15 protein-coding genes are annotated in these 12704 nt (G+C 70.3%); 6 read left to right on the top strand and 9 right to left on the bottom strand.

The window, feature by feature from the left end; genetic code table 11:
* Window positions 1-203: 203 nt before the first annotated feature.
* A complete protein-coding gene (map, locus tag Pth03_RS31115) occupies window positions 204-971 on the bottom strand; it encodes a type I methionyl aminopeptidase (RefSeq protein ID WP_203948005.1) in 768 nt (255 codons plus the stop codon).
* 58 nt (window positions 972-1029) lie between these two features.
* Here map and Pth03_RS31110 point away from each other — a divergent pair, with 58 nt between their 5' ends.
* Window positions 1030-1305 (top strand): helix-turn-helix domain-containing protein, encoded by a 276-nt coding sequence (locus Pth03_RS31110; RefSeq protein WP_203947998.1) that lies wholly within the window; start codon window positions 1030-1032, stop codon window positions 1303-1305.
* 7 nt (window positions 1306-1312) lie between these two features.
* On the opposite strand, the gene Pth03_RS31105 is transcribed toward Pth03_RS31110, so the two are convergent.
* A complete protein-coding gene (locus Pth03_RS31105; protein WP_203947997.1) occupies window positions 1313-1762 on the bottom strand; it encodes a hypothetical protein in 450 nt (149 codons plus the stop codon).
* A gap of 96 nt (window positions 1763-1858) precedes the next feature.
* Between Pth03_RS31105 and Pth03_RS31100 the strand changes: the two genes are divergently transcribed.
* Complete coding sequence (locus tag Pth03_RS31100; RefSeq protein ID WP_203947996.1) at window positions 1859-2941, top strand: DUF6745 domain-containing protein; 1083 nt, start codon at window positions 1859-1861, stop codon at window positions 2939-2941.
* 10 nt (window positions 2942-2951) lie between these two features.
* A complete protein-coding gene (locus tag Pth03_RS31095; protein WP_203947995.1) occupies window positions 2952-3389 on the top strand; it encodes a DUF8820 family protein in 438 nt (145 codons plus the stop codon).
* A gap of 16 nt (window positions 3390-3405) precedes the next feature.
* Here Pth03_RS31095 and Pth03_RS31090 read toward each other — a convergent pair whose 3' ends face one another.
* Window positions 3406-4362, bottom strand: a complete 957-nt coding sequence (locus Pth03_RS31090; RefSeq protein WP_203947994.1) for a helix-turn-helix transcriptional regulator — start codon at window positions 4360-4362, stop codon at window positions 3406-3408.
* 39 nt (window positions 4363-4401) lie between these two features.
* On the opposite strand from Pth03_RS31090, the gene Pth03_RS31085 reads away from it, so the two are divergent.
* Both Pth03_RS31085 and Pth03_RS31080 read left to right on the top strand, forming a co-directional pair.
* Window positions 4402-4881 carry a hypothetical protein gene (locus Pth03_RS31085; protein WP_203947993.1) on the top strand — a complete coding sequence of 160 codons (480 nt, stop codon included), beginning with the start codon at window positions 4402-4404 and terminating at the stop codon, window positions 4879-4881.
* Window positions 4878-5327 carry a hypothetical protein gene (locus tag Pth03_RS31080; protein ID WP_203947992.1) on the top strand — a complete coding sequence of 150 codons (450 nt, stop codon included), beginning with the start codon at window positions 4878-4880 and terminating at the stop codon, window positions 5325-5327. The genes Pth03_RS31085 and Pth03_RS31080 overlap by 4 nt, the downstream gene beginning before the upstream one ends.
* Here Pth03_RS31080 and Pth03_RS31075 read toward each other — a convergent pair.
* Both Pth03_RS31075 and Pth03_RS31070 read right to left on the bottom strand, forming a co-directional pair.
* Window positions 5314-6108, bottom strand: coding sequence for an MBL fold metallo-hydrolase (locus tag Pth03_RS31075; RefSeq protein WP_239119491.1), 795 nt, complete (start codon window positions 6106-6108; stop codon window positions 5314-5316). The two genes, Pth03_RS31080 and Pth03_RS31075, sit on opposite strands and share 14 nt — an antisense overlap.
* 46 nt (window positions 6109-6154) lie before the next feature.
* A complete protein-coding gene (locus Pth03_RS31070) occupies window positions 6155-8137 on the bottom strand; it encodes an elongation factor G (protein ID WP_203947991.1) in 1983 nt (660 codons plus the stop codon).
* Window positions 8138-8390: 253 nt separating this feature from the next.
* On the opposite strand from Pth03_RS31070, the gene Pth03_RS31065 reads away from it, so the two are divergent.
* Complete coding sequence (locus Pth03_RS31065) at window positions 8391-9593, top strand: acyltransferase family protein (protein ID WP_203947990.1); 1203 nt, start codon at window positions 8391-8393, stop codon at window positions 9591-9593.
* A 6-nt stretch (window positions 9594-9599) separates the two neighbouring features.
* Here Pth03_RS31065 and Pth03_RS31060 read toward each other — a convergent pair whose 3' ends face one another.
* The 4 genes from Pth03_RS31060 to Pth03_RS31045 form a co-directional block, all read right to left on the bottom strand.
* Window positions 9600-10025 carry an SgcJ/EcaC family oxidoreductase gene (locus tag Pth03_RS31060; protein ID WP_203947989.1) on the bottom strand — a complete coding sequence of 142 codons (426 nt, stop codon included), beginning with the start codon at window positions 10023-10025 and terminating at the stop codon, window positions 9600-9602.
* 61 nt (window positions 10026-10086) lie between these two features.
* The gene (locus Pth03_RS31055; protein ID WP_203947988.1) at window positions 10087-10500 is read right to left on the bottom strand and encodes a GlcG/HbpS family heme-binding protein; all 414 of its coding nucleotides are present in this window, start codon (window positions 10498-10500) and stop codon (window positions 10087-10089) included.
* Window positions 10501-10514: 14 nt separating this feature from the next.
* On the bottom strand, window positions 10515-10850 hold the full coding sequence (locus tag Pth03_RS31050) for a glycerol dehydratase reactivase beta/small subunit family protein (RefSeq protein WP_203947987.1): 336 nt from the start codon (window positions 10848-10850) through the stop codon (window positions 10515-10517).
* Complete coding sequence (locus tag Pth03_RS31045; protein WP_203947986.1) at window positions 10850-12691, bottom strand: diol dehydratase reactivase subunit alpha; 1842 nt, start codon at window positions 12689-12691, stop codon at window positions 10850-10852. The genes Pth03_RS31050 and Pth03_RS31045 overlap by 1 nt, the downstream gene beginning before the upstream one ends.
* Between the last annotated feature and the right edge of the window lie 13 nt (window positions 12692-12704).

Raw genomic sequence — 12704 nt, 5'->3', positions numbered from 1 at the left:
AACCAACGAACTCGCCAGAAGCAGGAGACGGACGCCTGCGCTGATCGGCCACGTCCGCCTCCCCTCAAGAGCCCTGGATCGAAACTGTGCCTGAATGCTCTTACGCACAGTAATCGTTCGACTACAAATATCGAACAGAATTTCTATCCGTTGTGACCCCAAGGGATGGCTTGCGCCCAAGAGACACGCGAACGTCGACACGGTCAGGGCAGCGTGAGGATCTGGGGCCCCTCCGTTGTGATGGCAACGGTGTGCTCGATGTGCGCCGCCCGGCTGCCGTCGACCGTACGGAGCGTCCAGCCGTCGGCGCTGACGCGGTAGTCGTCGCGCCCGCCCGCGATGAGCATCGGCTCGATGGCGAGGGTCAGGCCGGGGCGCAGCGGGTAGCCGCGCCCGGGACGGCCCCGGTTGGAGACGTGCGGGTCCTCGTGCATCCGGCGGCCGATGCCGTGGCCGCCGAAGTCCGCGGGCATGCCGCAGCGGGCCGCCTGCGCGACGGCGCCGATGGCGTGGGAGATGTCGCCGATGCGGTTGCCTTCGACGGCTGCGGCAATGCCGGCGTCGAGGGCCGCCTGGGTGGCGGCGATGAGCTGCTGGTCCTCGGGGCGGGGAGTGCCGACGACGAAGCTGACGGCCGCGTCACCCGTCCAGCCGTCGAGCTCGGCTCCGCAGTCGATGCTGACCAGGTCGCCATCGTGCAGGCGGTAGCCGTTCGGGATGCCATGCACGATGGCGTCGTTGACCGACGTGCAGAGGACCGCGGGGAAGGGCACCGGGGCGAAGGAGGGGCGATAACCGAGGAACGGAGACCTCGCCCCTGCCTTGCCGAGCACGTCACGGGCCGCCTCGTCCAGCTCCTGCAGGGACACTCCGACGGCCGCCGCGTCACGTGCGGCCGCGAGCGCGTTCGCCACCACACGCCCGGCTTCGCGCATGGCGTCCAGTGCGGCCTTGTCCTTGATCTCCACCATGTCCGGCGACTTCCCGTCGATGTCGTCCAATACTTATACCGGTATTAGTATCACGGGCATGGTGAGACCTCCCTTGACCCCGTCGGAACGTGAGCGCGGAGAGCGGTTCGGCATGCTGCTCCGTCAGGCGCGCGGTGAGCGCAGCATGGTGGACATCGCCGCGGCGGCGGGAGTGTCCGCGGAGACGCTGCGCAAGATCGAGACCGGCCGGGCGCCGACGCCCGCCTTCTTCACCGTCGCCGCGCTGGCGTCGGCTCTCGGCATGTCGCTGGACGAACTGGCCGCCGCCTGCGTGGTCGGCGCCGACTGCCAGGAGCAGCAACTGTCCGCCTGACCGCCGCTCAGTGAGCGCCGTACAGGTGCCGGTTGACCGTCTGGTCGTGTTCGAGGATGTGGTCGACGACCGCCCAGTAGCCGGGCAGCCACGGGTGCGCCAGAGCGTGTTCCCGGGTCAGCTTCCGGCCGTACAGCGGATCGTCGGGAGCAACTTCCGCGCCCGTGACCAGAGAGCATGCAGGAGCGGGCCGACCCTCGACGGGGCCGACCCGGCACCCGAAGGTCACACGGTCAGGCCCGGGATGCGTCGCGGGATGTTCCTGGTCCCAGGCATCATCCATGATCACGTCGATCCACGCCTCGTGCATCCCGTTGTGGTGATAGCAGGAGGCGTAATAGATCCCGCAGATTCCGTCGTCGTCGTTGACGAAGCCGTTGACCCGCTCGAACGGCGTCTGGCAGCAGTCGCAGACACCGGACGCGGGCTCTCGCGTGGGATTGATTCGCAGCGTCACAGCGAAATCATCCCAATTCAATGGTGGACATGATTAATCCTGATCTGTCACCATTCGACACATGATCATTGAAAGGGGCGTCATCGCCCTCGCTCGGTGAGCGTTCTCGTGCAGCGGGAAGCTGCCGAAATCCGTGAAGAATGGCTGGGCGTGGCGTTGTCGACGCTGCTGGCCGACCGTACGGCGGCGCAGGCCGCCATTTCCGAGCTGTATCGCCTGATCGGCCTGTCTCCCCCGCGTTTCCACTGGGTCGCCTCACCGATGGCCGCTCTGGAAACCGTCCCTCCAGGTGTGCGTCTACGAGCCGCCGAAACCGTCGATCGCATGTCAGAGTGGCCCGTGCCGCCGCGGCTCTCCACTTCGATGAGACAGCTGTGCCTACGGCTCGACGGCCAGGTCAGACATGTGCACCAGGGCATGGCCCAGCTGATCGGCCAGAAGGTTCGCGCCTCGCTTTTGAGGTCGTCCAACAGCACGCTGTTGATGGCGCTCGACGGGGCGTACGGCATGCGGTTCCACCCTGGGAGGAACTGGGACACAGCTCAGTGCGTCTCGTGGGTCGCCCACTACGACGCCCTTCGCCGGGCGGCCGGTGTGGTCTTCACCCCCGAACAGAGCCGGCAGCTCGACCTGTGGGCGACGCTCGCCAGGTCATGCGGATGGTGGTGGCCGCGTGAAGACGTGTGCGTGATCTCCGAGCGGCCCGTCGCCATAGGGACGGAGGTCGCGGGCGACGACGGCGAGGTGCGGCTGCACTGCTCGGACGGCCCCGCGGTGCGTTATGCCGACGGGTGGGACGTCTACGCCTGGCACGGCACGCGGGTGCCCTCGTGGGTGATCATCGACCCGACCCCCGAGCGGATCGCGCGTGAGGCCAACGTCGAGGTGAGGCGGTGTGCGATCGAGCAACTCGGCTGGGCCTCCTACATCGACCAGGCCGGGCTGCGGCTGGTCGCGTCCGCTCCCGACCCGGGCAATCCGGGCGTGGAACTGCGGCTCTACAACATGCGCAAGGAGACCAGGGTGCTCCTCGCGGTCAACGGATCGGTCGAACGCGACGGGCGCCGCCGCCGGTACGGGCTGACCGTGCCGGGCTTCATCGCCGATCCGATCGCCGCCGCCGGCTGGACCTACGGGTTGTCCGCCGAGCAGTACTCCCTTCTCGTCCGCCGAACCTGAGGTGATCCCCATGACTGTGACTCTCGCTTCGCTCTCCCGCCAGACCGGCCTCGCCGTGCTCGACCACCTCGAGCAGTCGGTGCGCATCCCCGTCGTCGACGGTCTCCAGGCCCAGGGCGACCTCATCGTCGTCCCACTCCCGGTCATCGCGACGTCCGTACAGCTCTGGCCGGATGCCCGCTGGAGGGACGTGCCGCCCGAAGGCGTCGAGCTGCTGCGCGGGGCGGCCGGGGGCAACCCCCACACGCTCGTCGCCGAGCCGGGCACCTGCCGGTGGACGACCGGCCTCACCGACTCCCACTGGCTGGCCATCGGCATCTTCAAGGCCTCGGCCCCCGTCTATCTGCTGCACCCGGAGCACGGCGCCTCGGGCTGCGCTCCGGGCACCTATGTGGTCCGGCGGCAGCGCGAGCACGAAAGGAACCGGACCCGCCTCGTCGCCGACTGATGTGTGCGAGCCGGTGTCACCCGGCGGCGTAGCGGGCCGCGAGGGCACGGGAGGTCTCGGCCAGGCGTTCGCGCAGGTCCGGCGGTTCGAGCACCTCGACGTCCGTGCCCATCGCGAGGAAGGCCGCGTGGGCGTGGTCGAGCGACTCGATGGGCAGTGTCGCGCGGGTCCAGCCGTCCGGCTCGGGGATGCCGGTCGCCGCCAGCGCCCGCCGGGCGGCTCCGGTGAGCCGGGACGCCGCCCGTGGGGCGAGGCGGACGACGGCCTCGCCCCAAATCAGTCGTTCGTGGAAGTCCTCCTGGTAGCGCCGCCAGTGGTCGGCCAGGTCGAAGCCCTCCGGAGGCTCGAACCCCTCGTCTCGTACGGCAAGGCCGAGGATCTGGTCGACCCGGTAGGTGCGCGGCCCCGGCCCTGCGACGACGTACCACCGCCCGGCCTTGAGCACCAGCCCGTACGGCTCCAGCCGCCGGTCGACGTCGGTCGGTTCCTTCCACCGGCGGTAGCGCACGTCGAGCACCCGGCTGCGCCACACGGCGTCGGCCACCTGGGACAGGTAGGGCACCTCGTCGTCCTCGGCGTACCACCCGGGCGCGTCGAGGTGGAAGCGCGACCGCATCCGGTCGGCCTGCTCACGCAGCTCGGGCGGCAGTGCCGCGCGCAGCTTGAGCTGGGCGGCGGCGAGGGCGGAGCCGAGCCCGAGCTCGGCCGCCGGGCCTGGCACTCCGGACAGGAACAGCGCCTCCGCCTCGGTCGTGCTGAGCCCGGTGAGCCGGGTGCGGTAGCCCGCGACGAGCTGGTAGCCGCCGGAATGCCCGGCGTCGCCGTAAAGCGGCACACCGGCGGCGTGCAGCGATTCGACGTCGCGGTAGACGGTCCGTACGGAGACCTCCAGCTCGGCGGCGAGCTGGGCCGCGGTCATCCGCCCCCGCGTCTGGAGCAGCAGGAGGATCGACAGAAGGCGGCTCGACTTCACTGACACAAGATGGCAGTAGACCCGCTTTAGCGTCCAGCCATGGCTTTCGCAGAGAAACTCCTGTGGGTGCCGCCCCCGATCGAGCTGGGCGGCAGGCACATCAAGCGTTATCACGTCACCGCCGACCCGGCTGGCATCGATCCCGAGATCGAGAAGGCGGCGTACGCGATCCTCCCCGAGCTCTTCCCCGAGCCGGACGGCACGCCGCCTGCGACCTTCGTCGTGCTGCACCGGGGCGGCGACGACGGCGCCTACATCAACGCGTACAGCTGGGCCTGGGACAACGCACTGCATTTCGCCGGCGCGGTGGCCGGGCAGCCGGCGCTGGGCTGCCCGGACACCGACTCCGCCCATTTCATCCGGCTGAACGGCTCGCTGATCGGCTGCGTGTGGGAACTGCCGCCGCTCCTCCATGAGCGCGACGCGTGGGTACGGCACATGCTCGCGCCCGACGAGCCCGGTCTCGACGCCTACCTTGCCGACTCACTTCCCGAAGGAACCACAGGAGACCGCTCGTGAACGACTTCGACTTCCTGGCCGGCACCTGGGACGTCGCCAACCGGTGGCGTACCGACTTCCTCGACGAGACGAGCGCGTGGGAGGAGTTCCCCGCGGTCAGCCGCGCCACCCGGCACTTCGGCGGCGGGGCCAGCTTCGACGAGATCGAGTTCCCGACGAAGGGCTTCTCCGGGCTGACGATCCGGTTGTTCGACCGCGAGCGGGAGGAGTGGTCGCTGTACTGGTCCAGTTCGCGCACGGGCAAACTCTTCCCGCCGGTCGTCGGCCGGTTCAGCGGCGGCAGGGGCGAGTTCTACGGCGAGGACACCCACGCGGGCAAGGACATCCTCGCCCGCTTCGTCTGGTCGGGCATCACGGACACCTCGGCTCGCTGGGAGCAGGCGTTCTCCCTGGACGGCGGGCAGACCTGGGTGGACAACTGGGTCATGGAGCTCACCCGGAGGTGATGGAAGTGCTCTCCCCGGGGGCCAGCAGGATGAGGCGGCCGGCGAGCCCGGCCCGGGTGAACGCCTCGCGCAGGTCGTCGCCTCCCTCGGTGAAGTGGGCCCAGCTGTCGTAGTGCAGCGGCACCACGCGCCCGGCCTGGAGGATCTCGGCGGCCTCGACCGCGTCGGCGCTGGTGAGCGTGAGGAACCCGTCGACGAGTGCGGTCCTGGCCGCCCCCGCGAACAGGATGGCGACGTCGACCGGGCCGAACCTCTCGGCGATCTCGCGCACGATGCGGAGCGAGGCGTTGTCCCCGCTGACATAGGTGGTGGGGACTCCGTCGCCGGTCAGCACGAATCCGGCGACCTCCCCGACGACGGGCTCACTGCCCTCCGGGCCGTGCAGGGCGGGCACCCGGGTCACCCGCACCGTGCCTCCGCCGGGGCGCGGCAGGTCGACGTGCTCCCACGGGGCCACGGCGGTGATCGCGCCCGGGAGCCGCCCGGCGGCGCTCGCCGTGGTCAGCACGAGGGGGGCTTCCGCGAGGTAGGCGCGGCCGGAGACGTCGAGGTTGTCGACGTGCTGGTCGTGCGTCAGCAGCACGGCGTCGATGCGCCCGAGCTGGGCGGGGCTGAGAGCGGTGGGCGCGGTCTTGACGAGCACCCGCCCCGGTCCTATCGGGTATTCGCGGGGCTCGTCGAAGGCCGGGTCGGTCAGCAGGCGCAGGCCGGCGACCTCGATGACGGAGGTCGGGCCGCCGAGCGCGTGCACATCGATCGCCCAGGTAGACGTGTCGTTCACGCCTCCCATCATCGCCTGCCCCTGAACGTGGTCGGTCTCCCGTCGGCTACACCCGCCGCCTGATGTGGAGGAGGTACTCCTGCCGATTGAGCGGGTTGCCGTCGGTGCGCGGGCGGGACGGCGCCCTCCCGTGCACCGGCGCGTGATGGTCGAAGGCGACCTCCAGCACGCCTTCGCCGTGGGTCAGCGCGCGCAACTGCTCCTGCAGCTCGTGCACGCGGGCGACCGGGATCTCCCCTCCCAGTGAGAGCTCCGATCCCTGTGTCATCTGGCTCCGCGGCAGCGCGCCCAGCCGGGCCAGCACCGGAAGGATCAGCCGGGCCGTGTCCGCGCGAGCCTCCAGATGGTAGCGGTGGATCGGCTCGCACACGACCGTGCCTGCCCGCTTGAGCGCGCTCATCAGCACCAGCGGCGTGAGCAGGCGGAAGTCCCGCGCCATGGTCTCCGGCGACACGTATCCGGAGTCCGTCAGGGTGACCACGCAGTCGGTGACCTGCCAGCCGTACAGGCCCTGGCTCAGGGTCCGCCGCACGGTCTCCTCGATCGCCTTGCGGAACTCCTCGACGGTCTTGTAGATGTGCAACGGCATCGATTCGACCTTCACGTCGAGCTCGAACGTGACGCCGGAGCCGGGGATGGCCGGTTCGATCCGCAGCCCCACCGTGGCGAGGAAGGGGTTGTCGCCCCTGTTGAGCGTTTCGACGGCTTCCGCGGTGCCGACCGGCCGTTCGAGGCAGATCGTCGTGGTCTCGCGGAACTCGACGCCGAGGCCGAAGTCGCTCGCCAGCGTCTCCTGGATGACCTCCTTCTGCACCTCGCCGTAGAGCGACAGGAACAGCTCCTGCCTGGTGTCGTCCTGCCGCAGGTTGATCAGCGGGTCCTGTTCGGCGAGATGCCCGAGCGCCACGCGCAGCCTGCCCTTGTCGCCGGGGCGGCGGGGCACGACCGCCGTCTCCAGCGTCGGCGGGTCGAAGTGGTGCCGGTCCCGCTCGTCTCGCGGCATGCCGATCGCGTCGCCGATCCGCACGTCGGCGAGGCCCCCGAGCTTGCCGATCTGCCCCGCCACGACCGACACGCCGCCGGTGGCCGTGCCGTACTCGAATGCCTCCACCGCGGTGACCTTCTGACCTGCCTCCCCGGCCGGCTCGCCGGGGCGGTGCACGCGCACCCGGTCGCGGGCGGTGACGGTCCCCGAGAACATGCGGACGTAGGCGATCTTCTCTCCCGCCCGGCCGCGCTCGACCTTGAACACGGCGCCGGAGACGGGGCCGTCCGCGTCACCCTCGCTCGCGGGCAGCAGTCCGGCGAGACCCCGGATCAGGCCGTCCACGCCCGCCCCCGTGATCGCCGAGCCGTAGAACACCGGGTGCACCACGGCCTGCCCGGTCTGTACGGCCAGAGCCGCCCGAAGCCTGCCGTACGGCAGGGCCGCCCCGCCGTCCACGTAGGCCGCGAGGATCGTGTCGTCACGCTCGGCGAGCATCTCGGCCAGGGCGGCGGTGAAGCCGGCGTCGGCCGGGCCGTACGGGAGGAAGCCGGCCTGGCGGGTGCCGAGGTCCTGCGGCACCCCCATGGCGACGACGGCGGGCGTCAGCTTTTCCGCTAGCTCGTCCGAAAGGTCGCGGGCACCCCCGCGGTCGATCTTGTTGACGAAGATCAACGTGGGGATGCGCAGCCGCCGCAGCGTGCGCATGAGCACGCGGGTCTGCGCCTGCACGCCCTCGACGGCGGAGACGACCAGCACAGCGCCGTCGAGCACGGTCAGCACCCGTTCCACCTCGGCGATGAAGTCCGGATGGCCGGGCGTGTCGATCAGGTTGACCGAGACGCCGCCGACGGCGAACGAGACGACGGCGGACTTGATCGTGATCCCGCGCCGGCGTTCCAGCGCGAGCGAATCTGTCTGAGTGTTGCCGTCATCGACGCTGCCGATCTCGTCGATGACTCCGGCGGTGTGGAGAAGCCGCTCGGTCAGGCTCGTCTTACCGGCGTCTACATGCGCCAAAATCCCCAGGTTCAACGTATGCACGGAACGTCATGTCCTTTTGACGAATGGTCATGGCCGCTTGGGTGGACATGAACGTTTCGCGCATTTTCTTCTCCCCGCTCGGTCGGCTGTCCGGCGGTCGAGTACAACAGAGGGCCGACCCGCCGGACAACCCAATTACCGGTCTGCGAACGGCATTCGCGCAGCACAAACGGGGTTTCCACAAAACCGTCGACCGGGAGCGCGAAAGAGCTCAGACTGGGGCGTGTCGCGCGAAGCGGGCGGAGGGGCGGGAATGACGGAGACGCACACCGGTCCACCTCAGCAGACGGAGCGACGCACCGAACTGGACGTGATCCGCGTGCTCGTGGTCACTGGACTGGTGTTCTTCCATTCGTCGCTGGTGTTCGACACCCGCGACGACTACTACGTGAAGAACGCCGAGACCACCGACCTGACGACGATCGCAGCCGGATTCGCCGTGGTGTGGGCGATGCCGATGCTCTTCCTCATCGCCGGTCTCGGCTCCTGGCACTCGCTGCGCCGGCGCGGCCCCGGCGGGTTCGCCGTCGAACGGCTGCTGCGGCTCGGCGTGCCGCTGGTCTTCGCGATCGTCACGATCATCCCGGTGCCGGTGTGGATCCGGCTGCGCACCGACCCCGCCTACCACGAGTCGTACCTGCGGTTCCTGCCGAGGTTCTTCGACGTGCATCTCGACCTGACCGATTTCCCCTTCGTGGTGCGGGGCGAGTATTTCGAGTCGGGCCATATGTGGTTCGTGGTGATGCTGCTCGCGTACGCGCTCCTGCTCGCCCCGCTGTCCCGGGCCCCCGGCCGCGGGGTCCGCGAACGGCTGGCCGCGGCGGCAGGGCGGCGCGGCGCGGTCATCTGGGCGCCCGCCGTGCCGATCGCGCTGGTCACCGCCCTGGCGGGCATGGAGGAGGCGTTCGCCGGCTGGAGCCGCTGGGCTTATCTGCTGTTCTTCCTGTTCGGCTTCGTGCTCGCCTCCGACGAGCGGTTCAGGACGGCCATGCGACGCGACGCGGTCGTCGCGCTCGGGTGCGCCGCGGCTCTGCTGGCGGTCGGCATGCCCGGTTTCCTGATCGCCGCCGGGGCTCCCGGCGCGGACCCGTTCACCGACATGACCGCGCTCTCGATCGGCGTGCGCCTGCTGTACGGCGCGGCGGGGTGGTGCTGCCTGGTCGCGATCCTCGGCCTGCTCGACCGCCGTCGCCGCCCGAAGCTCGGACAACCCGTACGGCCAGGCGGGCCGGGCAGGCGGCTGTACGCGTACCTGTCGGCCGCCGTGTTGCCGCTGTACGTCCTGCACCAGCCGATCGTCGTCGCCGTGGCCTTCGGCGTGGTGCGCTGGGACGCGCCCATCGTGGCCAAGTACCTCGCCATCGTCGTCATCTCGCTGGCCCTGACGCTCGCCGCCTACGACCTGCTGGTGCGCCGCACACGGCCGACCCGGTTCCTGTTCGGCATGCGCGGCTGACGGCCGTCACGAATCGAGCACCTCCGTGTTCTGGCAGGCGGTCAGGAGCCACCGCCCGTCCTCCTTGGCCATGACGTAGAGCGGGCTGCCCTCGTTCTGGCCTTCGATCGGCCGGCCGTCGAGGGTGACCGGCCGCTGGCGCACCTTGACCGCGGCCACGTCGGGCCGGATGAACAGCACGTGCACCACCTCGTAGGTGGCGGTCGACTCCTTCATCGCCCCCGGTAGCACCCGGTGGGTGAATTCCGAGATCTCGTCACGGCCGGTCAGCCGCCTGCCGTGTCCCGTCGTCCAGATCGCGTCGGCCCGGAAAAGGCTGACGAACTCGCCCGGCAATTCGTTCTGCTGGGCGTGCTCCAGCGTGGCGATCACTCCTTTGATCGCCTCGATCTCGGTCGCACGGGCCGTCTCGTCGATCTGCGTCGTCTGCATGCGGATCACGATGAACGTTGAACCGCACTTCAAGTCAAGACGGCCGGCTTGGTCTCGGCCGCTATGCGGAGCGGCGGGCGAAGGCGTCGGCGCCGGCCTGGGCGACCTGGATGTCCTGCTCCACGGTCCCCGCGCTCACACCGATCGCGCCGGCGATCTGGCCTTCGGCCGCGGGCAGCGGCACACCGCCTCCGAAGATCACCAGTCCCCCGTTGGTCACCTCGATGCCGAACAGCGGACCGCCGGGAGCGGCCGAGGCGCCCAGATCTTCGGTCGTCGTGGCCATCAGCACGGCGGTCCGGGCCTTGCGGACGGCGATGTCGATGCTGCCGAGCTTCGCGCCGTCCTGGCGGGCGAACGCCACCAGGTGGCCGCCGCCGTCCACGACCGCGACGTTCATGGGCCGGCCGATCTCGTCGGCCTTGCTCAGCGCGGCGTCCAGCACGTCTTTGGCGTCGGCGAGGCTGATTGGCATGGTGACCTCCTCCTTCACAGGTCCGGCTGCTTGAGCGGCACGCCGACGACCAGCCGGGCCGCGTTGTGGCCGATGATCCGTGCGGCCGAGGCGGGCCCCGTCACGGCGGGCATGTCCGACGGCAGCTTGGCGTGGTGCACGCACACGTTCCCGTCGGCGTCGACGCCCACCCCCACGCCGAGGCCGGACGCCTGCGCCGCCGCGTAGGCCAGCTCCACGCTGCCGCCCGTGCCGCTCTCCAGGTGGTACGGCACGCCCTCCTCCTCGATGCCCGCCGTGAGGTCACGCATGCAGCGCCGGCTCCGCAGGCCCGGGTCGCACCACACCATGACGGCGATCACGGGCGTCATCAGCGGCCCTCCACGGACGTGCCGAGCGCGGCGGCGTATCCGGCGACCAGGCCGGTGGCCACGGCGTTGCGGGGACCCTCGGTGCCGCGCACGTTGCCGGTGCCGCAGACGATGCCGAATCCCGCGACGGCCTCCGCGATCATGTCGGGGATCTCAAAGTCGAGCGCGGAGCCGCCGAGCACGACGACGAACCCGATGCGCCGGATGTCGCCTCCGGGCGCCACCTGCTCAAGCGCGCGCAGCGCGTTCACCACGAACACCCGCTGCTTGGCCGACCTGCGGACCTGGCGAATCCGCTCCACGCTGTGCCGGGTCCGGATCGGGCGCATGCCGCCGTCGGCGAGCACGACGACCCGGGCGAAGGCGTCGGCGGGCAGGGGGTCGTCGAAGAAGCGCGCGGTGCCGTCCTCCAGGCGGATGTGGAAGAAGCTCTCCGCCTTGGCCAGCGGAAACTTCTTGATCTCTTCGGCGGCCTCCCGGCTCTCCAGTCCGAGCTCCGAGTCGATCAGGTTGGTGACCAGGTCTCCGGCTCCGGCCAGGTGCACGGAATGCACGTCGGCGTCCTCCATGGCCATCGCCGCGTCGGTGGACCCGCCGCCGAGGTCGAGGATCGCGACCGGCTTGGCCGTACCAGGCGTGGTCAGCGCCCCCAGCAGCGCCATGTCGGCCTCGACGCCGCCGATGAGCACATCGGAGCCGAGCCGCTCATGCAGTCGCTCGGCGAGCAACTCCATCGGCCCTTTGCTGGTGCGCACCATCGCGGCCAGAGCGACGGCGTTCTCCAGGGCGAACTCTCCGGCCAGCCCGCCGGTGACCCGCTGCGGCACGAAGGTGTCCACGGCGAGCACGTCCTGAATGCGCACGGCGTCGTACGGCATGGCGGTCAGATCCGCCATGGTGTCGCGGACACGGGCCAGCATGCCGCCCACATGCGTGCCCGACTCCCCGGCGGCGTCGGTGAGGGGCCGCACCCGGCGAAGCGTCGCCATGATCTCGTCGGCTCCCGCGTCCACGTCGACCTGGCGCTTGGCCTGCTCGCCGATCAGGGTGAGGGCGCCTGCGGGAATCCTGCGGCCGGTGATGTCTCCCGTAGGCGTGCGGATCACCACGGCCGAGCGGTTGCCCACGAGGGATCGCGCCACCGGGGCGATCATGCGGGTCTGCTCGGGGTCGAGCCCGAAAACCGTGGCGATGCCGTAGGAGTTGGACAGGGTCCGGATCGTGCGACCGGGCTCGGCGACCTCGACGGCGGCCGGCATGCTGAGCGGCACCCTGTCCACCAGCGTGACCTCGTCGACCACGGGAACAGGGGTGCGGAGCCGGTTGACGATCAGGTTGGCGTCGTCGGCGTGGACGATCGCGCCCACGACCCGCACCCCGCGCGCGACGGCGCCGTTGATCCCTGCGGCGACGTCCTCGAAGTCGGCGCCCACGCCGGCCACGCAGATGACGTCGCACCCGGAAGGGCAGCCGGGCAGGTCGGTGAAGGCCACGGTGGTGCCCACCCCCAGCCCCACCCCGCCAGGGGTTTCGGGGTTGTGCCCGATCATCGTCGACTCGGTGATGACCGTCTCCGTGATCGTCTCCATGGCCAGCCCGCTGATCACCGGAGTGGCCTCGTTGACCAGCACCGCCGACACCTCGGACAGATCGCGCCCGGCGGCGGACAGCGCCCGGCCGACCACGTCGGCGACGCCCGTGACGTTGTCCACCGTGCCCTTGACCCCGGAGGTCCTGCCCAGCGCCGCGGAGAGGTAGGCCATCTGCCCGCTCTCTCCGACGTCGGCGACGCAGGCCTCCGTCGTCGAATTGCCGATGTCGACCCCCACGACCAGGGACATCCCTTCACCCGCC

This window comes from Planotetraspora thailandica (assembly GCF_016863335.1).
Taxonomy (GTDB): Bacteria; Actinomycetota; Actinomycetes; order Streptosporangiales; family Streptosporangiaceae; genus Planotetraspora; species Planotetraspora thailandica.
This window is presented reverse-complemented; position numbering and strand designations above follow the sequence as displayed.